This window comes from Moorena sp. SIO3I6 (assembly GCF_010672095.1).
Genome location: NZ_JAAHHU010000011.1, coordinates 59,230 through 85,997, shown reverse-complemented (window position 1 = coordinate 85,997; position 26,768 = coordinate 59,230). Strand labels below are relative to the sequence as shown.

Annotated in this window: 22 protein-coding genes and 2 pseudogenes; 13 read left to right on the top strand and 11 right to left on the bottom strand. The window is 44.4% G+C overall.

Going from position 1 to position 26,768, the window contains the following annotated elements; all coding sequences use genetic code 11:
• The first annotated feature begins 8 nt into the window (after positions 1-8).
• The 5 genes from F6K49_RS06455 (at position 9) to nadC (ending at position 3,414) form a co-directional block, all read left to right on the top strand.
• On the top strand, positions 9-425 hold the full coding sequence (locus F6K49_RS06455; protein WP_293095141.1) for a XisH family protein: 417 nt from the start codon (positions 9-11) through the stop codon (positions 423-425).
• The gene (locus tag F6K49_RS06450; RefSeq protein ID WP_075903795.1) at positions 413-748 is read left to right on the top strand and encodes a XisI protein; all 336 of its coding nucleotides are present in this window, start codon (positions 413-415) and stop codon (positions 746-748) included. The genes F6K49_RS06455 and F6K49_RS06450 overlap by 13 nt, the downstream gene beginning before the upstream one ends.
• Positions 749-804: 56 nt before the next feature.
• Positions 805-1,548, top strand: a complete 744-nt coding sequence (locus F6K49_RS06445) for an isochorismatase family protein (protein WP_293039617.1) — start codon at positions 805-807, stop codon at positions 1,546-1,548.
• 113 nt (positions 1,549-1,661) lie between these two features.
• Positions 1,662-2,465: a DUF4058 family protein gene (locus F6K49_RS06440; protein WP_293095138.1), complete on the top strand. Its 804-nt coding sequence runs from the start codon at positions 1,662-1,664 to the stop codon at positions 2,463-2,465.
• A gap of 79 nt (positions 2,466-2,544) precedes the next feature.
• On the top strand, positions 2,545-3,414 hold the full coding sequence (gene nadC / locus F6K49_RS06435) for a carboxylating nicotinate-nucleotide diphosphorylase (protein WP_293095135.1): 870 nt from the start codon (positions 2,545-2,547) through the stop codon (positions 3,412-3,414).
• Between the two features lie 272 nt (positions 3,415-3,686).
• Here the strand turns inward: nadC and F6K49_RS06430 are convergent, their stop codons facing one another.
• The 4 genes from F6K49_RS06430 to F6K49_RS06415 form a co-directional block, all read right to left on the bottom strand.
• Positions 3,687-5,015 carry an ABC transporter substrate-binding protein gene (locus F6K49_RS06430; protein ID WP_293095132.1) on the bottom strand — a complete coding sequence of 443 codons (1,329 nt, stop codon included), beginning with the start codon at positions 5,013-5,015 and terminating at the stop codon, positions 3,687-3,689.
• A gap of 500 nt (positions 5,016-5,515) precedes the next feature.
• Entirely contained in the window at positions 5,516-6,952 is a 1,437-nt protein-coding gene (locus tag F6K49_RS06425) for an ABC transporter substrate-binding protein (RefSeq protein ID WP_293095129.1), read from the bottom strand.
• 59 nt (positions 6,953-7,011) lie between these two features.
• The gene (locus tag F6K49_RS06420) at positions 7,012-8,436 is read right to left on the bottom strand and encodes a serine/threonine-protein kinase (RefSeq protein ID WP_293095126.1); all 1,425 of its coding nucleotides are present in this window, start codon (positions 8,434-8,436) and stop codon (positions 7,012-7,014) included.
• A 249-nt stretch (positions 8,437-8,685) separates the two neighbouring features.
• Positions 8,686-9,699 carry a LysR family transcriptional regulator gene (locus F6K49_RS06415; RefSeq protein WP_293017627.1) on the bottom strand — a complete coding sequence of 338 codons (1,014 nt, stop codon included), beginning with the start codon at positions 9,697-9,699 and terminating at the stop codon, positions 8,686-8,688.
• A gap of 217 nt (positions 9,700-9,916) precedes the next feature.
• On the opposite strand from F6K49_RS06415, the gene F6K49_RS06410 reads away from it, so the two are divergent.
• The 5 genes from F6K49_RS06410 (at position 9,917) to F6K49_RS06390 (ending at position 16,687) form a co-directional block, all read left to right on the top strand.
• Positions 9,917-10,633 (top strand): NnrU family protein, encoded by a 717-nt coding sequence (locus F6K49_RS06410; protein WP_293017629.1) that lies wholly within the window; start codon positions 9,917-9,919, stop codon positions 10,631-10,633.
• A gap of 86 nt (positions 10,634-10,719) precedes the next feature.
• Positions 10,720-11,151 (top strand): thioredoxin, encoded by a 432-nt coding sequence (trxA, locus tag F6K49_RS06405; RefSeq protein WP_293017631.1) that lies wholly within the window; start codon positions 10,720-10,722, stop codon positions 11,149-11,151.
• 734 nt (positions 11,152-11,885) lie between these two features.
• Positions 11,886-13,952 carry an NAD(P)H-quinone oxidoreductase subunit 5 gene (locus F6K49_RS06400; RefSeq protein WP_293039627.1) on the top strand — a complete coding sequence of 689 codons (2,067 nt, stop codon included), beginning with the start codon at positions 11,886-11,888 and terminating at the stop codon, positions 13,950-13,952.
• Between the two features lie 104 nt (positions 13,953-14,056).
• Positions 14,057-15,640 carry an NAD(P)H-quinone oxidoreductase subunit 4 gene (locus F6K49_RS06395; protein ID WP_293095123.1) on the top strand — a complete coding sequence of 528 codons (1,584 nt, stop codon included), beginning with the start codon at positions 14,057-14,059 and terminating at the stop codon, positions 15,638-15,640.
• Positions 15,641-16,075: 435 nt separating this feature from the next.
• Positions 16,076-16,687: a Uma2 family endonuclease gene (locus tag F6K49_RS06390; RefSeq protein ID WP_293095120.1), complete on the top strand. Its 612-nt coding sequence runs from the start codon at positions 16,076-16,078 to the stop codon at positions 16,685-16,687.
• Positions 16,688-16,743: 56 nt separating this feature from the next.
• Here F6K49_RS06390 and F6K49_RS06385 read toward each other — a convergent pair whose 3' ends face one another.
• The 4 genes and pseudogenes from F6K49_RS06385 to ndhL form a co-directional block, all read right to left on the bottom strand.
• Entirely contained in the window at positions 16,744-17,118 is a 375-nt protein-coding gene (locus F6K49_RS06385) for a hypothetical protein (RefSeq protein WP_293095117.1), read from the bottom strand.
• Between the two features lie 16 nt (positions 17,119-17,134).
• Positions 17,135-17,695, bottom strand: a pseudogene (trpA, locus tag F6K49_RS06380) (tryptophan synthase subunit alpha); the annotation flags it as partial.
• A 14-nt stretch (positions 17,696-17,709) separates the two neighbouring features.
• Positions 17,710-18,075, bottom strand: a complete 366-nt coding sequence (locus tag F6K49_RS06375) for a DUF3007 family protein (protein ID WP_293095113.1) — start codon at positions 18,073-18,075, stop codon at positions 17,710-17,712.
• A gap of 30 nt (positions 18,076-18,105) precedes the next feature.
• A complete protein-coding gene (gene ndhL / locus F6K49_RS06370) occupies positions 18,106-18,351 on the bottom strand; it encodes an NAD(P)H-quinone oxidoreductase subunit L (protein WP_293095318.1) in 246 nt (81 codons plus the stop codon).
• A gap of 621 nt (positions 18,352-18,972) precedes the next feature.
• On the opposite strand from ndhL, the gene F6K49_RS06365 reads away from it, so the two are divergent.
• The gene (locus F6K49_RS06365; RefSeq protein ID WP_293095110.1) at positions 18,973-19,923 is read left to right on the top strand and encodes a DUF4351 domain-containing protein; all 951 of its coding nucleotides are present in this window, start codon (positions 18,973-18,975) and stop codon (positions 19,921-19,923) included.
• A 41-nt stretch (positions 19,924-19,964) separates the two neighbouring features.
• On the opposite strand, the pseudogene psbA reads toward F6K49_RS06365, so the two are convergent.
• Together psbA and F6K49_RS06355 are read right to left on the bottom strand one after the other, a co-directional pair.
• Positions 19,965-20,873, bottom strand: a pseudogene (gene psbA / locus F6K49_RS06360) (photosystem II q(b) protein); the annotation flags it as partial.
• A gap of 347 nt (positions 20,874-21,220) precedes the next feature.
• Entirely contained in the window at positions 21,221-22,609 is a 1,389-nt protein-coding gene (locus tag F6K49_RS06355) for a GH1 family beta-glucosidase (RefSeq protein ID WP_293095107.1), read from the bottom strand.
• 430 nt (positions 22,610-23,039) lie between these two features.
• On the opposite strand from F6K49_RS06355, the gene F6K49_RS06350 reads away from it, so the two are divergent.
• Positions 23,040-23,333 (top strand): hypothetical protein, encoded by a 294-nt coding sequence (locus F6K49_RS06350; RefSeq protein WP_293028717.1) that lies wholly within the window; start codon positions 23,040-23,042, stop codon positions 23,331-23,333.
• A gap of 350 nt (positions 23,334-23,683) precedes the next feature.
• Here F6K49_RS06350 and F6K49_RS06345 read toward each other — a convergent pair whose 3' ends face one another.
• Positions 23,684-25,339, bottom strand: a complete 1,656-nt coding sequence (locus F6K49_RS06345; protein ID WP_293095104.1) for a Ppx/GppA phosphatase family protein — start codon at positions 25,337-25,339, stop codon at positions 23,684-23,686.
• A 174-nt stretch (positions 25,340-25,513) separates the two neighbouring features.
• Between F6K49_RS06345 and F6K49_RS06340 the strand changes: the two genes are divergently transcribed.
• Positions 25,514-26,395: a 4-hydroxybenzoate solanesyltransferase gene (locus tag F6K49_RS06340; RefSeq protein ID WP_293095101.1), complete on the top strand. Its 882-nt coding sequence runs from the start codon at positions 25,514-25,516 to the stop codon at positions 26,393-26,395.
• Positions 26,396-26,768: the final 373 nt, after the last annotated feature.

Genomic DNA, 26,768 nt, shown 5'->3' with positions numbered 1-26,768 from the left:
GGTCAACAATGGCAGCCAGAGATACCTTCCATGAAGCCGTAAAATCAGCTTTACAGAAGGACGGCTGGTGTATTACTCACGATCCTCTCTACATCAATTTTGCTGAAGTTGAAATTTACATCGATTTGGGTGCCGAAAGACTCATTGCCGCCGAAAAATATCAAGAAAAAATAGCTGTTGAAATTAAAACCTTTCTCAAGCCTTCGGCAATTTCTGAATTCCATACGGTTTTGGGACAATTCCTTAACTATCGCTTTGCCCTTAAAGCAGAAGATCCAGAGAGATTATTGTATTTAGCTATTCCTCTTGAAATTTACGAGACATTCTTTGCCCGTCGCTTCGTTCAACTTATTACCCAAGAATATCAAATAAAATTGCTTGTATTCGAGCCAACTAAGGAGGAAATTGTTCAATGGCAAAACTAGAGCAATATCGGCAATTCGTCAAAGAGATTCTAACCGAATACAGCAGCCACAAACCCGCTTATGGTGAGGTAGAAGTGGAATTAATCTTTGATACCGAAAGAGACCGCTACCAGCTTGTCCATGCCGGATGGAGTAATCGTCGCCGTATTTATGGTTCCACAATTCACATTGACCTTAAAGATAATAAGATTTGGATTCAAAATGATGGTACAGAAGTTGGGATTGCCAACGTCTTAGTTGAACGCGGTGTCCCTCACCAAGATATTGTTCTGGCCTATCATGCCCCTTACCTTAGGAAATTTACTGAATTCGCGGTAGGGTAAGAAATCATAACTTAGCTTTTTAAATTGTCGATACCAAGAATAACCAGGAGGTTTTGATGGTAACTTCTTTAACTACTCCCGATGCCACCTTAGCAGCAATTGAAGCCGCCTTACCCATTGACCCTCAGCCCTATACTATTGGCGATCGCCCCACGGGTTTGATCGTTGTGGATGTGCTCAATGGCTTTTGCACTGTTGGTTTTGCTCCTTTGGCTCCAACAGAACCAAATCAGCAAATAGCCACCATGGTATCAGAAAGCGATCGCCTAGCAAAAGCTTTCACCGCCAAAGGTTGGCCAGTCTTAGCTTTTCTAGATACCCACGAACCAGGCAAACCAGAACCTCCCTATCCTCCTCATTGTGAAAAAGGGTCTGGGGAAGAAAAGCTCGTTCCTGAACTGGAATGGCTAGAAACTCATCCCCACGCTACTTTAATTCAAAAAGACTGCATCAATGGTTTTATCGGTTCCATTGATGTAGATACTGGCAACAATAGTTTAATTAGCTGGATAAACCAGCACAAACTGGAAGCCTTAGTAGTCGTAGGAATCTGTACCGATATTTGCGTCATGGACTTCGTGGTTACTATGCTATCAGCACGCAATCATGATATGGTACCAACGTTAAAAGACATTACCGTTTATACCGAAGGCTGTTCCACCTTCGACCTCTCAGCAGAGATGGCAGCCCAGCAGGGTTTGCCAAAAACAGCCATTCATCCCCAGAAAATTGCTCATCACGTTGGTTTATACACTATGGCAGAGCGTGGAGCGTTCATTGCTTCTACAATTTTGATGTGACCAATCCCAAGTTCAAAACTAAGTAAAACTAACCTTTTTTTACAGCATTAATGTCTTTTGATCTTATTCCTTTTAGCTTCTCTGTTACCCCGTAATTTTAAGTATAAATAACCATGCCCTCACCATTCCCTGGAATGAATCCCTATTTAGAAGATTCAGCCTATTGGTCAAGCGTACATCATTGGCTAATTACGGAAATTGCTCGCTTATTAAACCAACAGTTAGCCCCTAAATATGTAGTTGCGGTAGAAGTGCGAATCTACGAAACTAGTGGAGAAAAGTCCACGCTTATTGGTATTCCTGATAATGCCATTGCTAAAAGCTCTGAAAATACTATCAGATATCCCGAGTCTAATGTAGCTGTTGCAGTTCCTTCTACCGAACCTTTAACGATAGAACTTGCTCTGACAGAAACTATTAAGCAAGGATATCTAGAAGTTAGGAGAGTTGGTACCGGAAAAGTGGTTACGGCTATTGAAATTATTTCTCCTATCAATAAAAATGTAGGAGAAGGTCGGAAAAAATATGAAAACAAACGTCAGCTTATTTTAAATAGTAAAACAAATTTCGTAGAAATAGATTTACTACGTCAAGGTAATTCACTAATTAATTTAAACCAGAATATCGAGCGTGACTATCACATTTTAGTTAGTCCTAGTCATCAACGGCCTCAAGCCTATCTATATGCTTTTAACCTTCAAGATGTGATTCCTGTTTTTCCTTTACCTTTATGTCCAGAAGATCCAGAAATGCTTCTAGATTTACAAATGATTTTACATCAAGTTTATGACCAAGGGCGCTATGATTTAATGATTGACTACAAACAAAAAAATATTCCTGGTTTATCAAAAGCTGATACAATTTGGGTAGAAAAAATTTTAAAAAACAAGGATGAAGTTAATAAAACATTAAATTAAATGATTTATTGGATAACTTGAGATAATAACTCGTTAAACTAAAAACTAAAAAAAATAACCAGGTTTTTTGGTAAGACTTATGGCGATATTACCTCCCCCAATAGTGTTAGACCCTCTACTGCATCAATGGCTCAAAGAAGATATTGGTAGAGGCGATCGCACCACCCAAGGTTTGTTCACTCAAGAAGCTAGTTCTGGAAACGGACAATGGATCGCTAAGGAAGCAGGTGTAATCACGGGATTGCCAATAGCAGCGCGGGTGTTCTATTTATTAAATGAAAAGGTCAGCTTTATCCCGCTAGTAGCAGAAGGAGAAAGTTGTCAGCCAAGCCAAGCCATCGCTCGTTTTCACGGACCATTTGATGCTTTGTTGATGGGAGAGAGGGTAGCTTTAAATCTAACGATGAGTCTGAGTGGCATTGCTACCCTAACCCGTCAGTATGCCGAAAAAATTGCTGATTTGCCTACTCAGTTGGTGGATACTCGCAAAACTACTCCAGGCTTAAGACTATTGGAAAAATATGCAACTCAAGTGGGAGGAGCCATTAACCATCGCATGGGCTTAGATGATGCGGTGATGATTAAGGATAATCATATTCAAGCGGCTGGGGGAATTGGGGAAGCGATCGCTCGAATTCGTAATACTATTCCCTATCCTATGACCATAGAAGTAGAGACAACAACTCTCGCGGAAGTAGAAGAGGCGATCACCCACAATGCTGATATTATCATGTTGGATAATATGCCAGTTGAGCAGATGGAGGTAGCAGTTAAGCTAATTCGTGTAAGCAACAACAACATTAAAATTGAGGCATCGGGTAATGTGACCTTAAAGACGATTCGTGCAGTGGCCGAAACAGGAGTAGATTACATCTCCAGCAGTGCTCCCATTACTCGCTCTAGTTGGTTGGATTTGAGTATGAGATTGGGGAGTTGGGATAAACAATAAATTGAAACGGGCAAGATGCCCGTTCCACACAAGATGCCCGTTCCACACAGGGGAGCTGGGAACAGGGAACGGGAAATAACCAATTTCAATACACATCAGCTTACCAATTATAAAAAATATTCCTACAGATTAATAATCCCCCCATCTCTCCATTTCCCCATCTCCCCATCTCCCCATCTCCCCATCTCCCCATCTCCCCATCTCCCCATCTCCCCATCTCCCCATCTCCCCATCATCATCCCTAGCAGGCATAAATAAAATTGGTATCAGGGTTAAGGAATTGGCACAAATTCATACTCCAAGCTAGAACTATTACTTGGTTCAATTGTCACCAATTTGACCGGTTGATAGCGATCGCCTGATGGAAAAAAACGAATCGGAGCAGCAGCACCTCTAGCAAAGAAGTTCGGTGCTGAAAGTTCTTGTTGAACTCCGGTGCGAGTAGGATTACGTCTAATCCCAGCACTTAAGGCTTGCACAGCATCATAAGCCATGGCTGTGCGCCAGTTAACATCAATACCCCAAAGCTGATAAGCGGTTTTGGGAAATTCAGAACCAGGCTTGGCTAGGGGATGCCAGGGTAATGCTACTACCATACCTTCAGCATCTTTACCTGCTACTGTCAATGTCTTGGTACTGTAAACTTGATTTCCCGCCAAAATCACTAATTGTTGACCCAAGCTATTGCGGTGTTTGCTATTGAGCTGAACCACATTTAGTACCTGATCAAGGCTGCTAGAATCAGCACCTAACATCAGAACTTGAGCACCACGATTAATCGCTTGTTTAAAGCTTTTAGCAGCACTAAAATTTTTCTCAGACACGTCAAACTCACTAACTACTCGTCCTCCTTCCAAGAATACAGCGGTTACAAACTCTGACTTAAGAGACTGACTAGACTCACTTTGATAATTGTAGAAAACAGCAACATTATGCTGCTTGAGGTCTTGCACCATGTGTTTAGCTAATGCTCTAGCTGCCAGGAGATCATTCGGTACACTACGAAAAACAAAGTCGCTAATTCCTGATAGGTTTACTGAAGTGCTAATGGGAGAAATTGTTACTAATTTACCGGATTCATAGCTATCTGCTGTAGCTTGGGTCACCTTGCTGTTGAAATTACCAACAACTGCCAAAATCTCTGGCTTACTCACCAACTTTAATGCTAATTTTTTTGCCACCTCTGGATTATTATCATCATTAGCGATCAGTACTTTGAGAGGAATACCTTTAATTCCACCAGCTTGATTGATTTCCTGTTGGGCTTGAGCCACACCCCGAAGTATATCTTTAGCAGTATTTATGTCATCACTAATGGACACAACAGCAGCAATGGTGTAAGAGGGTTTGTCCCTAATACGAGCGTTATTAAGGTAGATGAGAGCTTCTGGATCATCACGGTGGAGGTCTAAGGATTCCGTGAATTTAACAACTGCCTGGTCGTAGTTACCAGCAGTAACCGCTTCTACTCCTAGCTGTTTTTCCAGTGTTGTTGAATCAGAAAATAAAATATGGTCTCCCCCACTAAGGTAATTTGGTATCGTTGTTTTCTCTGAAGATGTATTTTTCGATACCAGGATAGATAAGGGAGATGTGGTCACTTTAAACCACCACAGACACCCAGATACCAAAGCTAAGGAGATCATTAATGATAGCCCAAGAAGCTTAGTTTCGTTGTTCTGATACATACGCTATTGCTAATTTTTATACAGGCTAACCCAGTTGATTATCCGGAATAATGCTTAATACTAATTTGTTTTGTAATCTTTCAAGGTAATTGATGAGTGGAATGGTTGACGGTTGACGGTTGACGGTTGAGGGTCAACGAAAAACCATCAACGGTGGTTCACATAGTGACCCTGTAGAATACAACTGAATACAACTGAATACAACTGAATACAATTAAATACAACTAGTTAACAAAAGCCCTTGTTGGATACTCCTGATTAGGGAAATAACTTAGCTAAATAACTTAGCTAAATAACTTAGCTAAATAACTTATGGTACAAGATTTGACCACTGATCAGGTGACAAAATGGCAAAAATATTGATCAGTTATTCCAAAATTGGGCAACGCTCTTATTTCTATATTGCCCGGTTTCTACTTGCTAGGAATCGGCACAAAGTCATAACCAAAGCTGGAACGATTACCTGCTTCAATCTTGACAAGCTGGACAGCCTGGTTGCGATCGCCTGATGGTAAAAACCGAATTTTGCTGGATACTCCTTGGGGCTGAAAACCTGATCCGGATAGGGCTTTTTGTACACCGGAACGGCTTTGCTGCTGTTTGAGGGCTGCGATTAAAGCTTGAGTAGCATCGTAAGTTAAGGCAGTGCGCCAGTTCACATCTGAACCCCATAATTTAGTGGCGGCTTGGGGAAAGGGGGAATTTGGAGCGCCCAAAATATGCCAGGGGACTGCCAACACCATACTAGCCGCATCCCTACCACCGATTTGCAAGGTCTTGGGTTTGTAAACACTATCCCCTGCTAGCATCGGTAGACGTCCATCATTGACCTGCACTACTAGTAACGCTTGGTTAAGGGTGGCGGAATTGGGAGCTAATATCAACACTTCTGCACCTTTCTCGATCGCCTGTTTGACATCAACACCAGCATTAAAGTTAGGTTTGGCAAAGTCAAACTCTCCCACTACCTCGCCACCATCAGCAAACAGGGCAGTGGTAAATGCATCGGCAAGAGATTGGCTGTAGTTGCTCTGGGAATTAAAAAAGACAGCTGCTTTGCGTACATTTAATTGATTGAGCATGTAGCGAGACAGGGCGCTACCAAAAAAGCGATCGCTAGGGATAGTCCTAAAGACATAATTACCCAGTCTTGAAATAGTTACTGAGGTACTAGTCGGAGAAATCACCACCAACTGATTCTCTTGATAAACCTCTGCGGCTGCCAGGGTGACCTCACTGCTAAAATGACCAATAACCCCCAAAACATCTGGATTATCCACAAAAGCTTTAGCTATTTTTTTAGCAACCTTGGTATCATTGTCATCATTAGCAATGAGCACCTTTAAGGGTACATTATTAATACCACCGGTAGCATTGATTTCCTGTTGGGCTTGGGCAACACCCCGTAACATTTCTTTGGCTGCATTTACCTCTACACCAATAGGTATTGAGATCGCAATTGTATAAGACTTAGATGTACCGATCCGAGCATTATTGAGGTAAATCAAAGCTTCTGGATCATTTTTCTTAGCTTTAAGGGATGCCTCCAGTAAAGAAGCCGCTTTACCATAATTCCCAGAAGCAAATGCTTTGACTGCTGCCTGTTTGGCTGGTGTTACCTCTGTTGATATTAAGGTTCTATCTCCGGCACTAAGGTGCTCTGCGATGATTATCTCAGGCTTAATGTTTGTAGTTTTTGGAGTTACCTTAGCCCTAGGTTCATCTTCCTCCGTTTCCTCCGGAAATGGCAGTGTGATTATCTGACTTTTCTGAAGCCACCATAAGCCTCCCAACACCATAGCTACCGTAATCACCATCGATAGCAAAAGAACACTCGTTTCGTTTTTCATCGGACATAAGTTCCGTTGTCAGTTACCCTGCATCATTCCATTAATCAGCAACGCCCCTGCTATAGTATTCGAGATAACAGTTGATATACCAGCCGGAAAAGTGCCGTCAGAGCGATCGCTGCTGCTGCTGCTAGAACTGATATTATGATAACTAACTGGATTGACTGCTGGACTCGCAACACCGGGAAAAGTATCAACAGTCCCAAGCTGATGCCTCCTATAATCACTAGGTCAATTTTTTCAATAAACCTGCGATATTGAGCATAAATTAGCCCTCCCAAACTCATTCCCCATAAAAGCATACCCAGTGGGTTGGAGGAGACTATCTTAGCAAAAGCAGTTGCAGCAATGAATAATAAAGCTCCCTCAAATCCAGTAAAAGCAGCTGCTCCTAGTACCTCAAGTAGAGAGAATTTTGCTCTAAGGGGTTTGGATAGGGGTGAGTGGGTTTGTGGTTGCCTGGTGTGGGGCCGGGAGGGTGGGGATACTGGTAGAACTGATCCGTGACGGGGTTGAGGGGTTGTCTGAGCAATGTTTAAACTATTTATGGCATCAAGAACCTCCTGAGCAGACTGAAAGCGTTGATTGGGCATTGGCATAAGTAGTCGATTGAAAATACTCTCAAGTTCATTGCTGATTTGGATATAACTTCTCCAGTTCCATTCATGGGTAACAGGTTCGTAGAGTTCATTAGGTTCTCTGCCAGTCATCAAAACCATCACAGTCACTGCCAGAGCATACAAATCCGTTGAAGGGTAAATTTGAGAACCGGTCATTTGCTCCGGTGGTGCAAATCCGATGGAATAAATACCAGTAGACCTCGCCGCTGTTGTTCCTGGGTTTACCTGTTGCTTAACTGCACCAAAGTCTAATAGATAGAGAAGCCCATTGCGATCGCGCATAATATTGGAAGGCTTGATATCGCGATGAATGGAGCCATTGTCATGGACAAATTGGAGGACTTTGAGAATTTCTGTTAACACTTCTATGGCTTTGGCTTCAGAGAATGCTCCTAAGGTGTTGAGTTCTTCCTCCAAGTTTTGTCCATCAATATATTCCTGTACCAGATAGAAAAACTGGTCTTGTTTACCCGGTTTCCGACTCGGCACCGTCAACGGAAAGTAGGCATACAAATCGGGGATTTGGGGGTGACGCCTGCCCAATTTCTCTAAAACCGTTGCCTCCCGCTCAAACAATCTGTGGGCAGTTTGTAGTTCCCTCTGGCTAATTCTCCCAGACGGTTGGAACTGCTTAACGACACATTGACGCAAGGTAGGGGTATAGCGATCGCGTGCTAGAAATGCCGCTCCAAATCCTCCTTTGCGCAGCAGCTGGGAGGGAATGTAGCGACTTGCTACAATCAGGGGCATGCCGCAGCTATTACAATACCTTTGCTCCGTGGTGGTTAGAGTGGTTCTGTTATCTAGATCATCAAAGTAATTATGGGGATTTGGGCAGCCAGGACGGGTGCAGAAAATTTCCATGTTTTAGAGGATCACTACGAAATACAAGGCGCTACCAGCTGACAAGCTCTAGCAAGTCACTGCTTGTTGTGTTTATTTTAGTCGTTAGATATTAGTGAACTCACGCCATTTTGAAGAAGCCCCTGGAATTTTCTGCATTACTGATCAGATCTTCTCGTAGGCAGCGGAATAAATCTCGTCACTTGTTTTCAACCCTGTCTTGATGCAGTCGCTCATGGGGGAAACCCCCAAGACCGCGCTGCATCGCTTTCAACCCCCAGCTTCAGCGTGGGGGCTATCCACTTCTAAATTTTTAGGATTAGTTACCATCCCTGATAGTGCCAAGGATTGCCCGTGCCATGCTACTGAGCCAAACAAGGGCAAAATCTGCCTACAGAAGGCTTCTGTTGCTTTGGAAAGGTAACGATTGGGGTTAATCACCAAAGACAATACCCGTTTAACCACTACTCCCTCTATTTTTGCCCTGTGTAGCACCCCCATTTGTAATTCTTTTTCAATAGCTGTAATCGATACAAACGCAGCTCCTAGTCCTGACTGTACTGCATTCTTAATCGCTTCAATGGAGTTAAGTTCCATCTCCACCTTAAACCGTTTAGCATCAATGCCACTGCGACCTAATACCTGGTCAATTACCTTACGGATGGTGGATTGGGAGTCCAAAGCAATAAACTGTAACTTATACAGGTCTTCTTTTTGGATCTTCTCCAAATTAGCCATGGGATGAAATGCAGGCAAGATTAGTACTAGCTCATCTTCAGCATAAGGACTAATGGTCAAGGTTTCTTGAAGTTCTGGGGGAACTTCACCACCAATAATGGCTAAATCCACTAGTCCATTGGCTACACCCCAGGAAGTGCGGCGAGTGGAGTGAACCTGTAATTGTACTGTCACCTCAGGATAGCTTTGTCGGAACATACCAAGCATCCGAGGTAGTAGATAGGTTCCGGTAGTTTGAGATGCACCAATAATTAAGGTCCCACCTTGGAGACTTTGTAAGTCGTCAATGGCTCGGCAGGTTTCCTGGCATAGAGCCAGAATTTTTTCCCCATAGTCCAACAGCAGGTGTCCAGCTTCCGTCAGTTGGGCACGGCGTCCACCCCTGTCAAATAACGGCACCTCTAACTGTCGCTCTAAATTTTGTACTTGCAGGCTGATAGCAGGTTGGCTTACGTATAGACTATCAGCAGCACGCTTGAAACTCCCCTCAGTAGCGATCGCTTTGAGTATACGGAGTTGATCGAGAGAAAAAGGTAGGTCAGACATAGGGCTAAACCATTAACAGAAAGGAGCGAGCTGAAATCGAAACTAACATAACCAGGACTCAAGTTCCTACTCCGTCTTGATGCAGTCGCTCATGGGGGGGACCCCCAAGACCGTAATGGTGCTTTTTCCGTAGGCGAATTAAATTCGCCACGGGTCGCACCTCTGCATCGCTTTTTTGCTATAATAGAGCGTTATTTCCCATCTATCACCCTTGCCTATGGTATTTCCAAATTGGCTGAGTGTCAGCCACTTTGTCATGTTTGGGTTGCTATTGACTTTTGCGATCGCTCATAGTGGTTTAGCCGCCCTGCGTTCTAAGGGTGAACAAATAATTGGTCCAAGGCTTTATCGTATTGTCTTTGCTTTAGTGAGTCTTCCGCTAGCAGTTGTATTAATTATTTACTTTTTGAACCATCGATATGATGGTATACAGTTGTGGCTCCTTCAGGACCTGCCAGGTATTAAGTCATTAGTATGGGGGCTTTCAGTCATTTCTTTCTTGTTTCTTTATCCAGCTACGTTTAATTTATTAGAAATTGCTGCGATTCAAAAGCCCCAAGTCCATCTGTATGAGTCTGGCATTATGCGGGTTACCAGGCATCCCCAAATGGTAGGACAAGTAATATGGTGTATTGCCCATACCCTCTGGATTGGTAGCACCTTTACCCTATTGACCTCCGTGGGATTAATTCTCCACCATCTTTTCGCTGTCTGGCATGGAGACCGCCGGTTGTTGGCACGGCATGGAGAAGCCTTTTGTGCACTCAAAGCTCGCACATCCGTAATCCCTTTTTTGGCAATTATCCAGGGACGTCAATTCCTGAGATGGCAGGAGTTTGTTCGTCCGGCATACCTAGGAGTCATCGGTTTTACTGGGCTGTTGTGGTGGGTACATCCCCTCATGATTACAGCTGTAGCCCAAGTAAATTGGTAATTAGGACATTTCTGTTGCTCAGATGATCCCGATTCGATGTAGCATGATCCCAAACAAATCTAAAAACCCTTATATTTCAAAAAATCATGGTATTGTCTGTTGATGAACGGACGTTTTCAAAAACAGTTTTAGACTCTTCTGAGCCAGTTATCGTTGATTTCTGGGCTCCCTGGTGTGGAGTATGCCGGTTTGTTCACCCCATACTTGAGGAATTCCAAGCTCAAGGAAGCAATGATGTCAAGGTTGTCAGAGTAAACGCCGATAACAATCTCAAGCTTGCCAATACCTATCGACTCAAGACCCTACCGACATTGCTATTCTTTGAGCAAGGTCAGTTGGTCTCACGAATAGAAGGTTTCCAAGGTCGGGATGAGCTGCTCAGGGAAATTGCCAGGCTGCTCAAATCACACTGCCAATACCCAGATTTGACCAAGGAGTTGGATAAAAGGCAGCGCCAAGGTTTGAAAGCTTTTTCGGCCAATATCCCCTCTAGAGAAATTCTACGTCTTAGGTCTTAGGTCTTAGGTCTTAGGTCTTAGGTGCAAGAGGGTAATGGTACACAAGGAAAGCTGTTGACACCCGACCTGCTTTACCCGGCGCTAGGGAACTGGGTCAGAACACCCTTAGCCATTCAACCTAAAAGCCTAAAACCTTCACTTAAACTAATTAGCTAATTAGCGACTCTTAACCTAATTAGCCATTGAATTGGTCATCGGTAACCAGGTTGTGGGTTTACCATTTCCCATGACCAATTTCCCTTTCCCATGACCAATTACCAATTACCAATTACCAATTACCAATTACCAATTACTAATTGGTTTCTGACTCTTGTGCCTGAACTGTCCCTGTGAATTGATAAAAGTTATATTATACCACTTTCATGGCTAGGAATTGGGAAAGTATCCGTGCCAAAAAGATAAATTTTTGTTAATTAAATTTTCTTATTATTTTCATCAAATATTGGGATTATCTGATGATTACTCGTTTTGATCAGATATTTTGTAATGAAGATTACTAAAAAGGTTAAGATTTGTATCAGATATGAGACCTTAGTGGCCTATTCACCGGATGGCGGCTGTTGGTAGTAGTCACCGCAAACCAATGCCAACCGTGAGTCCATGGTCTAGGCTGCTATAGTGCAGTTGAGATTAAAGGATCTGGCCTTCTACAGACAAACAAAAAGAAAAACTTTAGACATCAGCGGTTTACAGTTTGCCAAAATAGTAACGAAATCTGAAGTAGGCTGTCTTCAATGGAACCGCTTTATCAATATGCCTGGCTAATCCCAGTGTTTCCCTTGGCAGGGGCAATGCTGGTTGGTCTGGGGCTAATTTCCTTCAATAGAGCAACAAACCGTCTGCGGCAGCTGTTAGCTGTATTTATTGTCTCCTGGTTGGGGGCGTCCATGGTGTTCTCCTTTGCTATACTCTGGAGTCAATTTCATGGTCATGAACCCTATCAACGCACCCTGGAGTGGGCTGCTGCTGGCAATTTTCACCTAATGATGGGCTATACCATCGATCACTTAACCGCACTGATGCTGGTAGTGGTGACCACCGTAGCTTTTCTGGTGATGATTTATACCGATGGCTACATGGCTCATGACCCCGGTTATGTGCGCTTCTATGCTTATTTAAGCTTGTTTAGTTCCTCTATGCTCGGTTTGGTGGTTTCTGCCAACCTGTTGCAAGTTTATATTTTCTGGGAACTGGTGGGAATGTGTTCCTACCTGCTAATTGGATTCTGGTATGACCGTAAGGCAGCAGCAGATGCTTGTCAAAAAGCTTTCGTGACTAACCGTGTTGGAGACTTTGGTCTGCTGTTAGGCATGTTGGGACTCTACTGGGCAACTGGCACCTTCGACTTTGATGCCATGGGAGCCAATCTGGAAGCCTTTGTCGAATCCGGTTACCTGGGTGCAGGCATGGCAGCTGTGTTCGCTGTCTTAGTGTTTCTCGGTCCGGTGGCTAAATCCGCACAATTTCCCCTCCACGTTTGGCTTCCCGATGCCATGGAAGGCCCAACCCCGATCTCTGCCCTAATTCACGCCGCAACCATGGTAGCTGCTGGGGTGTTTTTGATTGCCAGGATGTACCCCGTGTTTGAAGGGATTCCAGTCGCCATGACTGTGATTGCCTGGACGGGAGCATTTACCGCTTTCTTAGGGGCAACCATTGCTATTACTCAAAATGATATTAAGAAAGGGTTAGCCTATTCAACTATGTCTCAATTGGGTTATATGGTAATGGCAATGGGCATTGGAGCCTATGGTGCTGGCTTATTTCACCTGATGACCCACGCTTATTTCAAAGCCATGCTGTTCCTATGCTCTGGGTCAGTAATTCACGGTATGGAAGCTGTGGTTGGCCATGACCCGATTTTAGCTCAGGATATGCGGTTAATGGGAGGCTTGCGTAAGTTTATGCCCATTACCTCCCTGACATTCCTAATTGGAACCTTGGCAATTTGTGGAATTCCCCCCTTCGCAGGGTTCTGGTCAAAAGATGAAATCTTAGGCAGTACTTTTGAAGTAAGTCCTTTCCTGTGGGGAATTGGCTGGCTGACCGCTGGAATGACTGCTTTCTATATGTTCCGGATGTATTTCTCCACTTTTGAAGGGGAATTTCGGGGCAATGAGATGGAAATCCGTCATCAACTCAAGGAAGCTGCTGGTGTAGCTGTACCTGCTTTTGGTCCTGGTGCTATGGATGTACGGGAACTTGAGGCTCAGGCTGACCATGATCACCACGACCACCACCACAGTGAGTTTCCCCATGAGTCACCCTTAACGATGACACTACCGTTGTTAGTGTTAGCCGTGCCATCGGTACTGATTGGTTTGGTGGGAACTCCCTTTAACAACTACTTTGAGGAATTTATCCACCCAGCCAGTGAAACCATAGCCGAAGTCGTGGCAGAAGCAGAAGCCTTTGACTGGTCAGAATTTCTGATTATGGGCGGCAGTTCCGTGGGAATCGGTCTGATTGGGATTTCCGTTGCGGTACTGATGTACTTACAGGGCAAGATTGACCCCAATGCGATCGCTAAAAAAATCCAGCCCCTATATCAGCTGTCTCTCAATAAGTGGTACTTCGATGAAATTTATGACCGGCTGTTTGTTCAGGGAAGCCGTCGATTAGCACGGCAAGTTATGGAAGTAGACTACCGTATCGTTGATGGTGTAGTCAACCTGACTGGCTTTTTCACCCTGCTCAGTGGTGAAGCACTGAAATACGTAGAAAACGGTCGTGCCCAATTCTATGCTCTAATTGTCTTCCTCGCAGTACTGGGTTTAGTAATTGTCTCAGGTGTGACCTGACCTGCTTTGTTAATTGTTAGTTGTTTATACACAATTAACAATTAACAATTAACAATTAACAATTTGCAATTTTATTTTGACCAATGGTGACTGACTAGTTGACTATGACAGATTTCCCCTGGCTAACAATAATTATTCTGTTTCCGATTGCGGCATCGCTTCTGCTCCCGTTTCTGCCAGAAAAAAATGGGACTTGGGAGCGTTGGTACTCTTTAATTATCGGGCTAATTGATTTTGCCCTAATTGTCTATGCTTTTGTGACCCAGTACGACCTGAGCAACCCAGAACTGCAACTGGTCGAAAAATACAGCTGGGTGCCTCAAATGGACTTGAATTGGTCAGTAGGTGTAGATGGCTTATCCATGCCTCTTGTTTTACTGACTGGCTTTATTACTACCCTAGCGATGCTGGCAGCTTGGCCGGTAACCTTCAAGCCTAAGCTATTTTACTTCCTGATGTTGGCAATGTACGGTGGTCAGATTGCTGTATTTGCTGTTCAAGATATGCTGTTGTTCTTCTTGGTATGGGAACTGGAGTTAATTCCGGTTTACATGCTACTGTCAATCTGGGGGGGCAAAAAGCGTCTCTATGCAGCTACCAAGTTTATCCTCTACACCGCAGGGGGTTCCCTGTTTATCTTGCTAGCTGCCTTAGGCATGGCATTCTATGGAGATACCGTAACCTTTGATATGCGATCGCTAGCCCTCAAAGATTACGCCCTCAATTTCCAGCTATTGCTTTACGGAGGCTTCCTGATTGCTTACGGGGTCAAGCTACCCATCTTCCCTCTACATACCTGGTTACCAGATGCCCATGGGGAAGCCACAGCACCGGTACACATGCTCCTGGCTGGCATTCTGCTGAAAATGGGGGGATATGCCCTAATCCGCATGAATGCTGGCATGCTACCCGATGCCCATGCCGTGTTTGCTCCGGCATTGATAATTTTAGGGATTGTCAATATTGTCTATGCTGCCCTTACCTCCTTTGCCCAGCGTAATCTCAAGCGTAAGATTGCTTACTCATCCATTTCCCATATGGGATTTGTCTTAATTGGTATTGCTTCTTTTACCGACTTAGGCATGAGTGGAGCAGTGATGCAAATGATTTCCCACGGTTTAATCGGTGCCAGCCTATTCTTCTTAGTAGGAGCTACCTATGACCGTACCCATACCTTGATGCTCGATGAGATGGGGGGTGTTGGTAAGAGAATGGGCAAAATGTTCGCCATGTGGACAACCTGTTCCATGGCATCCTTAGCATTACCCGGAATGAGTGGGTTTGTGGCAGAAGTGATGGTGTTTGTTGGCTTTGCCACCAGTGATGCTTACGGTTCCTTGTTCAAAGTATTAGTGATCGTCCTGGCAGCTATCGGGGTTATCTTAACACCAATTTACCTGCTCTCCATGCTGCGGGAGATTTTATATGGTCCGGAAAACAAGGAATTAGTCGCCCACGAAGCCTTGATTGATGCTGAACCTCGGGAAGTGTTTATTATTGCCTGTCTGTTAGTACCAATTATCGGCATTGGTTTGTATCCGAAAATTGTGACTCAGATCTATGACGCTACCACAGTCCAGCTAACCGCACGACTCCGCAACTCTGTACCAACCTTGGTCAACGAAGCACCAGTAGCACTAGAAAATGCTCCAATAGTTTCTGTCGCTCCATCCATTGCTCCTCGTTAGGGATTGATCTGGTTTACCGTTGACTAGTGCTTAGTAGGGTGGGCAAAAACAGTTCTATTGTTTTGAGTATTCGAGACTAGATTACTAATGGTGCTTAGTAGGGTGGGCAAAAACAGTTCTATTGTTTTGAGTATTCGAGACTAGATTAGTTTGCCCACCATACTAGTGATTAACAAATTAGCAGCGTTTAATGTAGGGGTAGTATGAACCAACCCCTACATTTTTTTGTTGCCAAAGCCCCCAAAAAGCTCCCTTATATCATGTCAGGATAATTACCCTTAATAAAAATCTCCCCCATCTCCCCATCTCCCCATCTCCCCACACTTTTATTATGGGTATTCAACCGAACTTGATATTAGAGAAGCTATTGCTAGCGATCGCTTAACCAAAACTGATCTTAAAATATAAGAAACTTGTGCGGGAAGTAGCTAAATCATGACAGTAGCCACCACAGCTGTTGAAACTAATCCCATTGTGCTGAGGATGCCTCCAGCATTGGATATGGATGATGACCAATTTTTTGAGTTTTGTCAGGTTAATCGAGATTTACGTATTGAACGCACATTAGACGGAGAAATAATTGTTATGCCCCCAACAGGAGGTGAAACATCTGACAGAAATTCCGACATTAATTTTCAGCTACGGTTATGGAACCGCCAAACAAAGCTAGGGAAAGTTTTTGAGTCTTCTTGTGGCTTTAAGCTGCCCAATGGGGCAGATCGTTCTCCTGATGCATCTTGGCTCAAGCTGGAGCGGTGGGAATCCCTGAGTAAAGAACAAAGGAAAAAATTTATTCCTCTGTGCCCAGATTTTGTGATTGAGTTGCGTTCCCCCAGTGATAGGGTAAAAGACCTCAAGGACAAGATGGAGGAGTACATGGACAATGGTGCGAGGTTGGGGTGGTTGATTGAGCCAAATAGTCGTCGGGTGTATATTTACCGTCCTGGTGCTGATGTGGAGCAATTGGAAAATCCCACTACGGTCAAGGGGGATGATTCGGTGCTGCCTGGTTTTGTCATGGTTATGGAGGAAATTTGGGAAGGTTGAGGGGTAGTACTTTCAGCCTACTCCCTTCGCTCCTCCTTATCCAAAACTGACCTTAGTTATTTTTGCAGTCTGTGATTAACCTCGTCTACTGATATACTCAAAGCGTCAGCTATCTGTTCCACACTCACCCCTAATCCTAATAAATGGGAAATAGCTTTCTGTAGTGCTTGTTCAGTTTTCTGTAGTGCTTGTTCAGCTTCCTCATAAGCCATGTCCAGTTCTTGAAAATTTAATAGCTTTTTACCTAACTTTGGATCGAAAAACTCTAATTTTCCCTGATTCACTTGAAGTTCTAGACCTAAGACTTCACTGTAAATCGAGAAATCTTCATCTCCTAAAGGTTTGCTAGCTATAGGCTCATAGTTTCCCTCCACCAGACGTAATCCTTTCAGGGGTGGTTGGAGATAATCTTCCACAGGGTCATACTGCATGTATTCTAATACTCNGCTGAGTTCTCATCCCGGTGACACCGGTAACACTGACTAGGTAAATAAAGCCCTGAGACTGTTTAGCGATCGCTTCAATCCGTTCTGTTGGTGAAGTTGGTGCCACTAACAATATCACTTCAATCCCAAGCTCTGCTGCAGGTTTGAGCAATATTTGAGCTTCTTCCAGGGGTAAGTCAGGCACCACTAAGCCTTTCGCCCCCACTTCAGCAATCTGCTCTAAAAAGGAATTAATCCCTCGGTTGAGAATGGGATTGTAGTAGGTAAATAGGACAATTGGCGCTTGTAACTCTGGGCTAACTTCCTTTACCATTGCCAGAACATCATCCAACTGCACACCTTTTTGTAATGCTCTAGTCGCAGCAGCATGGATAGTTGGACCATCGGCCAAGGGGTCGGAATAGGGTACTCCCAATTCAATGATGTCAGCACCGGATTGGTCGAGTACCCGCAAGGCTTTGGCTGTGGTTTCTAAATCGGGATCCCCAGCGGTAATAAAAGGAATCAGAGCACACTGGGAGTTAGATCTCAGGGATCCGAAGCAATCGGAAATGTTTGTCATTGGTCATTCGTCATCTAGTTTTGCCCCTGCCCCTCCTGCTTAAGGGGGGATATGGAGGAATCGTCCTGTGCTTTTGTCAAACACTTTTCCTGTTCCACCTCTGCTTGGAGTTGGGCAAGTTCTTCTGGTGTCATTTCTTCGAGTCGCTTTTGCAGGACAGCATCTTTATAGTCTTTCACCTGCTGGTTATAGGTCATGGTTTGGGTCAGGGCTCGAAACAGGTAGGTTAGCACCCACCCAACTAACCCCCCAACCAAGAGGACTTGACTCCAAATCCCGGCTTGGATTTGATCGTACCCAGCGAGCTGAAAGATCAAGTAGGCTATGCCGCCAGTAGCAAAGATACCAAGGGCAATTCCAATCGCGTCAATTCGTCGCATGAATTACTAATGATCGCTTAAGTGACTGACTTACCCTTGTGGCTGACGCCGCTTGGGGCGGAGGTTTAAGATTGGACTGAAGAGTAATAGACCGGGAAAGAATAAGAAGACCAGGAAGTACATGAAGCCTCGCTCGAAGGAGCTAGCAACGTACCACCGTTTCTGTAGGTAGAGATATATGGCGAGAGGGAATACCAATAAGTAGGCTCCTGCCAAAGACAGGTATAGTATCGCAGTAATCATAGAATTTTGGTTTAGGACACAGAAGACAAAAATGCGTTCGCGTAGCGTGACATGCAGGTCAATCGCTCAACCCTACTATATTACCTTAGGTCGAACATGCTGCCCTGTGTTCCCCCAGAGCCAGACTTTGCCCCCTCTTAAAAATTTCAAAAATTTCAACAGTATACTTGCATAGTAGCCCCAGTTCATGGTTAAATAGAAAACAGTGAAATCACAGTGGTTGATGGGTAAACGCAAACCCACCGCTATGTGATATCAACCAGGGGGCGTGGCGGAATGGTAGACGCTACGGACTTAAGGAAATTGAGCACTGATAGAGAAATCTGTCATGTGAATGCTCTCAAATTCAGGGAAACCTAAGTCTGGTCACAGATAAGGCAATCCTGAGCCAAGCCGGGAAAACCTCTCGGAAGGTGCAGAGACTCGACGGGAGCTACCCTAACGTAAAGCCGAGGGTAAAGAGAGAGTCCAATTCTCAAGAGCCAGCTATGGCAGTAGCGAAAGCTACGGGAGAATGAAAATCCGTTGACCTTAAACGGTCGTGTGGGTTCAAGTCCCACCGCCCCCATATTTACTTACGACAGAGATATTTTCAGAGCAGGGAAACAGGGTTTGGTGATTAATTAGATGAATCAGCCGAACTAGAGGAAATTAATGATTAACCCAGCAGCGGACTATGATTCCCCCTGGAAAGACACCCTGGAATGGTACTTTGAGCCCTTCATTGCCCTGTGCTTTGCCCACATTCATAGTCAAATCAATTGGTCTCGTCCCAGTGAATTCCTCGACAAAGAACTACAAAAGGTGGTGCGAGACGCCGAAGTAGGACGTCGATGGGCAGACAAACTGGTTAAGGTCTGGCTCAACAATGGTCAAGAAACTTGGATTCTAATTCATGTGGAAGTCCAAGGGGAAAAACAGACGGAGTTTGCTAAACGGATGTACACCTACCATCATCGGATTAGCGGACGCTACAATCGACCGGTTGCTAGTTTAGCAGTCTTGAGTGATGCTAACCCCCAGTGGCGACCAACCCAATACAGTAGCGAAATCTTCGGCTGTAAAATCCAGTTCAATTTTTTGATGGTGAAACTGTTAGACTACAAACAGCAGTGGCCAGAATTAGAACAAAGTGCCAATCCCTTTGCCACGGTGATCATGGCTCACCTGAAAGCAGTTGATACTCGTAGTGATGGCCAGCAACGGAAAATCTGGAAAATGGCTCTGACCAGACGATTGTACCAGCAAGGGTATCAGCGACAAGACATTTTAAACTTATATCACTTCATCGACTGGGTAATGCACTTACCCTCAGCACTAGAACAAACCTTTCGTGAAGAACTTAACCAGTACGAACAGGAGGTCAACATGAAGTATGTCACGAGTATCGAAAGGTTGGGCATTAAGCAAGGTCGTCAGGAAGAAGCTGAGCGACTGCTGCTACGATTGCTTCAAAGGCGCTTTGGAGACCTATCCCCTGAAATTCAAGCTCGTGTGAAGGGGTTGAGTGTCGAAAAATTAGAACAGTTAATGGATGTGGCCATTGATGTAGAATCTGTTGAGCAATTAGTAGACCATTTGCCAGCACCCGAAGCCGCTAATTAAAACGCTGATTAAAACCAGGACTGATATGTCCTGTATCTATTCTGGTTGAAGTTGAAGCCATTCAGGTTAAATGCCATGGTGCTGATGCCCAGTGCAGTAAACCAGATGCCGATTACAGGCCATGCACCCAAGAAGAAGTGCAAGGAACGGCTGTTGTTGAAGGAAGCGTATTGGAAGATTAAACGACCGAAGTAGCCGTGAGCTGCAACGATATTGTAAGTTTCTTCCTCTTGACCGAACTTGTAACCATAGTTCTGAGACTCAGTTTCAGTAGTCTCACGTACTAAGGAGGAGGTTACCAAAGAACCGTGCATTGCACTGAACAAGGAACCACCGAATACACCGGCTACACCTAGCATGTGGAACGGGTGCATTAGGATGTTGTGCTCAGCTTGGAACACAAACATGAAGTTGAAGGTTCCGCTGATACCTAGAGGCATACCATCGGAGAAAGAACCTTGTCCAATTGGGTAGATCAAGAATACGGCGCTAGCAGCTGCAACGGGTGCGCTGTAAGCTACGCAGATCCAAGGACGCATACCTAAACGGTAGCTCAGTTCCCACTCACGACCCATGTAGGCAAATACACCAATCAGGAAGTGGAACACTACCAACTGGTAAGGACCACCGTTGTATAGCCACTCATCTAAAGAAGCAGCTTCCCAGATTGGGTAGAAGTGTAAGCCAATGGCGTTAGAAGAAGGAACAACAGCACCAGAGATGATGTTGTTTCCATACATCAGGGAGCCAGCAACAGGCTCGCGGATACCATCGATGTCCACAGGAGGAGCAGCGATGAAAGCAATGATGAAGCAGGTGGTAGCAGCTAGCAGGGTTGGGATCATTAAGACACCAAACCAACCTACATAGAGGCGGTTGTTGGTGGAGGTGACCCAATTGCAGAACTGAGACCACACAGAGGTGTTGCTCTGCTGTAATACAGTAGTCATGTTCTTATGATTGCGGGTATGAATATGAACTTTTCGAGGTTCGTCCGGCTTGTGTGCGCCTTCATATATTTATATTAAGCAATATATTTATTTTTGTAAAGGGTTTTGAGAGTAATTTCCCCTCAGGTTATTAAATAATGTAAATAAGTAATAATTATATTACTTAAGTATTGACAAAATGATAATAATAGGGTATTAGCCAACAAAAATAGGTAAACCAAAATAGCGATCGCATTTGATCTGGTAGCGATCGCTACTAGGACTTACTCCTTAACCCTCTCCCTAGGGTTACACTAACGGATTACCACTATACCGATAGGGTTTTATCGGATTTATCCGATTAATGATCAAACCACCCGATTATTTTGAATACACTGGGAATACCACTCAAAACTAGCTTTAGGAATACGCTGTTGGGTTGGATAATCAATATAAGTAATCCCAAAGCGCCGATCATATCCCCAATACCACTCAAAGTTATCGATCAGACTCCAGAGGAAATAACCATTAAGAGGATACCCTTCACTAACAGCGCGATGGGCTGCTTTGAGGTACTCTCGGAGGTACATAATCCTGTCCGTATCAATCACCTCACCCCGACCATTCAATTCATCCTGTGCCGCACAGCCATTCTCAGTGATAAACATAGGCAAATCCTGTCGCCCCAGGGTTTCACTGACATGACGAATGCCCCAATAAAGGGAATCTGGTAGGATATTCAGCCAAGGCAGATTCATGCGAGGGTAGCCTTTGGGCATACCAAGGAACTCGTACCCCTGTGGATTGTCAGCAGCCCGGACATAGGTACCAGTGTAAATATTAAGACAAATCCCATCCAGAGGCTGATGAATGATTTGTAGGTCACATGGTCCGATGTCTGGGGCATTGTCTCCTAACACCTCAAGTAATTCAGGACTATAAGCACCAGTCAGAGCAGGGATAATGATACCGCCATTTTGCCCACATAAAGGGAATGCCTTTTTTGCTGCTGCCACATGGATGGGTGACTCATTGATTGGCACCGTGACGGACAAGTTATCCACTAAGGCTATAGAACAGGGAACCCGGGAAGCACTACGGATGGCTTGACAGCCCAAACCATGAGCTAAAAGGGCATGATGGGAGGTTTGCCATACCTGTTTGATGGATGTAACACGCCTACCCGGAGCATGGATCGGGTCGTGCTCAAACCCATAGCCTAAGTGAGTAAAACACATGATCTCATTAATGGTCATCCAATTAGTAATGCGATCGCCTAATTGAGTGACCACAGCGGTAACATAATCCGCAAAGTCAAAGGCCATCTGGCGAGAAAGCCAAGACTTGTATTTGTCTTCTAGGGCTTGGGGAGAGTCCCAATGAAATAGAGTGGCATGGGGAGTAATGCCATGATCTAACAAGCAATCCACCAAACGTTTATAGAAATCAACTCCTTCCTGATTGACTTTGCCACGCCCGTCAGGAATAATCCGAGGCCAAGCAATGCTAAAGCGATAATCCTTGATCCCTAGTTTTACCATCAGCTCTATATCTTGTTCGTAGCGATGGTAGTGGTCACAAGCAACCGTACCGGTATCACCGTTAAGTACTTTTCCAGGGATACCACTGAAGGTATCCCACACACTAGGTTTGCGTCCTCCTTCACTGGCTGCTCCTTCAATCTGATAGGCAGCGGTGGCTACTCCCCATAAGAATTTCTCTGGGAATTGGTAACTGATGCGATCGCCGTTAGTCATTAGTGATTTGTTATTAAGAAAGGGAGTTACGTACTAGATCATCCCACCTACTTTAGTCCTGGGACGAGTTAACCTATCCGCAATCAACGAAGAATCTTAACAGGAATGATAACTTTTGATCCACAGCTTCTCAGGAATTGGGTAGGGTCTTTTAGGGTTGGAAGTCCCCTGCCACTGAGCCGAAATCACTGATATATCAAGCCAGGGACCTTGAGGCCGATCAATTTAACCGAGCACCGGTAGCCCAAAAGAGAAGCCACCAACAACCCGGCTTTATGATCCAGATTCACAGACCTTTACCAAGATTTTTAATGAAAATTTAAGATTTTTGACATTTTCGGTTATCGACAGGGATTTCGCCTAAGGTAGAAAGTGCCAAGTCATACTTTGGCTCTGGCTTTTAACTCACCTGCTTATGCGGTTAAATTTTATGAGCATTTTGCCAAACTTTCTCCGTTCTTTGGTAATAACAATCCTTCTGAGCTTTATGGCTCCAGTGGCACTAGTTATTGGTTTACTTGCAGGTTTTGGTATAATAGGATACATTCCTGGCTTGACAGGGTTTGGTCTTACTGCCACAACTGAGCTATTGAAATTTCTGACTATTTTTGGTAATGGATCCCCAATTCAGGGAGTATTAGTGATTGCCTTTACCTGTAGCCTAGTCGGAGCATTATTTGACCTCTACGCCTGCGCCCGCTACCAAAATCTGAATGATAACTAAGTATAATCGTACTCAAATTTGTTCAAACTCCCCTGAGGTATTGGGGATATGGTTGAGATTAAAATTATCTATTATCTATATCTGTTCTGTACGGGAATTATCCTAATGGTTTAGGAAGGGAAACGAACTCCAAGACCTTTTCGGCGTTGATAGATTGATAACAGTTAGCCGATAAATTGCTAGTTTTATCAGCGGATTTTTCTGGCTAACGATTAGGTAAAAGCAAAATCGTGTAACTAAAATTCCTAAAAATTGACAGGAAACTTTCTACTGGAAGTCTTGATATGTCAATTTTTTTGTAAGCCTTCAGCTCTATCAATGCCTCAGAGCCCAGAGCTGAATGCTTAGCCTTAATGACGGTCCAGACTACTCTTGGATGCCAAACTCGCCACCACTTTAACTCCAAATTCCTCTTCAAATACCGATTTTTTATAATCCAAATTCCACAGTTCCAAAGCACAATCATCATTAGCAAAAGCTGGCACTAGATCTAGATGAAGTGCTTTATCATCGGAGCGATAATCCGACTTAACATGCCGAATTGCACCAATATGTCTACGGTCTAAAGCAATAGCTAACCGTAACAAAGCACTAAGCTGACTCACCAACAGGCGATGCTCTTGATTGGCCAGATTATTGTAATTCTCATGCTTTTTCTTCGGAGCACTCTTGCGATGGTAACGAGCCAGATTAGCAATGATTTCAATTTCTGGCTCCAGAAAGCCCAACAGTTCAGCATTGCGAATTAAGTAATAAGAATGCTTGTGGTGGGCCGAATGACTAATATACACCCCACAGTTGTGTAAAATTGCTGCTGCCCAAAGTAATTCCCGTGCCTGTGTTCCCCAATTGTGCAGTTTTCCTTGGGTTTGGTCAAATAAGCTCAGGGCAAAGTTAGCCACCCGCTGACTATAGTCCAGGTTGACCTGATATTTCCCAGCAACTGCGAGCACACTCCTTTCCCTGACCTCATCTTGGTAGCGTAGTCGGTCTTCAATCAATCCATGGGTGAGCATCCAGTCAACGATTAAGCCTTCCCGGAGTGATTGTCCACAAATTATGATCGACTCCATTCCCAGAAGCTTCATAGCTTCTAATAAAATGATTGCGCCAGCAACAATAATTTCTGAACGCCTCTCGGACATCTCTGGCAGGGTTGAGCGTTCAGCCAAACTCATAGCAGCTAAGCCCTTGAGCATTGTTTCCAAATCTTCACGACTGAGCTCATACCCGGTTAGGGGATTAGGTAACATACCCAGATTCTCATAGGCGTGCATCTTGGCTAGGGTCTCAATAGTGCCAGATGTCCCCACTAAACGAGGCTGTTCACTGAGTTTCAAGTTACCCTGGATGTCGTCAACAGCTCGCTCTAACATTCCCCTGACATAGGCTTGCAAATAGAGAAACTCACTTTGGCTGATCGGGTCTGTAGTGACAAACTCCTTTGTAAGACGAACGGCTCCTATCTTTGTGCTACTTAGGGAACGGGGGTTATGACGATCCCCGAGGATCAATTCCGTTGAACCACCACCAATATCAATAATGATATGGGGCTGGTTGTTGAATTCCATAGCTGACAACACACCTAGGTAGATGCGTCGTGCTTCCTCCTGACCAGAAATTAGGTTGACCAATAAACCCAATTCTGTATATACCTGATGTAAAAAAGCCTGCCCATTTGGAGCTTCCCGCACAGCACTGGTTGCTACAGCAACGATGTTTTCAGCATTGAGGCTGGCTGCGAGTTCCTTGCAGCGTTGTAGAGTTGCGATCGCTCTTTTCATGGCTTCGGGGGTCAACTCACCGGTTCGGGGGTTGCAATTCCCTAACCTGACCGTGTCCTTTTCTTTACCAATAATGGTGAATGCCGGTAGTTTAGGGTCAATTCGCACCACCACCATGTGAATGGAATTGGTACCAATATCGATGGCAGCAATAATGCGCTCTTGCTCTTTGTCAGGAGTGGAAACATGTAGGAAAATGTCTTGGGTCAGTGAGTTAACCATATTGATGTATCCTGCTTACATATATCAGCCCGAAACCTATGAATAACGATATCTTTAAGGAGAATAACAAAAAATAGGCACTATCTCCTATTGTGAAATTCCTCTGATTCGAGGAAACAATCCGGAAAATTACCTACAAACAAAATTACCAACAAACAAGTAACCATTCCTGCTATGCTTACCCAGCCAAACCCCAATCCCATACCCACCTGGCTAGCCATTATGCGACTGTTGCGATGGGACAAGCCAACTGGACGATTGATTTTAATGGTGCCAGCACTGTGGGCTGTTTTTTTAGCAGCCCAAGGGACACCACCGATTCCCCTGGTTGCGGTGATTATTCTTGGAAGCTTAGCCACCAGTGCTGCTGGCTGTGTAATTAATGACGTTTGGGATCACAATATTGATTCCCAAGTGGCGCGAACTCGCTCACGCCCTTTGGCATCCAAAGCCCTATCGGTCAAAGTTGGCGTAGTAGTTGCCTTAGTTGCTATGGTCTGCGCTGGGGTGATTGCTCTGTATCTTAATGCTTTCACCTTTGGGCTTTGCGTGGCCGCTGTACCAGTAATTGTGTTTTACCCATCTGCCAAGCGAGTGTTTGCTGTACCGCAACTGGTTATGGCAATTGCTTGGGGTTTTGCTGTACTGATTAGTTGGAGTGCCATTACTACTACTCTAGAACCAGCTACCTGGTTACTCTGGGGAGCAACAGTACTTTGGGCATTGGGATTTGACACAGTCTATGCCATGCCAGACCGGGAGGATGACCAGAGGATTGGGGTGCGCTCTAGTGCCTTGTTTTTCGGTAAGTATGCTGCTGATGCCGTAGGTGTGTTCTTTGCTGGTAGTGCTAGCTTGCTTGCTGGCCTCGGGGTTGTGATGGATCTCCAACTGGCCTTTTGGTTAACCCTAGTGATAGCGACAGTAGTCTGGATTTGGCACTATACTAGACTACGAAAGCCCAATCATCCCACATCTGTCTATGGAGAGATTTTTCGCCAAAATGTCTGGATTGGCTTTGTGCTACTGGCGGGGATGATTATTGGTAGTCATTAGGGACTTGCGTCAAAAAAAAATACCAATTAAAGTGGGGTGGGCGAAGTAATCTCAGGAAAGTTGCTAGTTATTCTTAGAAAGATTAGCTCTTGATAGCAATAATCGAGAATTGAGTATCTAGTGATACTAAGCTTTGGTGTGTGGAAGGGATTTTGAGGTATTTTTTTAACTAGCTACTGATAACTAGCCACTTAAGTTAATCTAATCTAGAATACTCAACAAAACCAAACTTTTTTGGCCTATCCTACAAGGTAAAAGCTGGTATTGTGTTTATTGGCTAGTCTCTTAGTATTTTAAAAATTGCTAACAGTTAATTGTTGATTAAAAACAGTTAATTGCTAATTTTTAATGAGCTGTTTTGCCTTTTGCATGC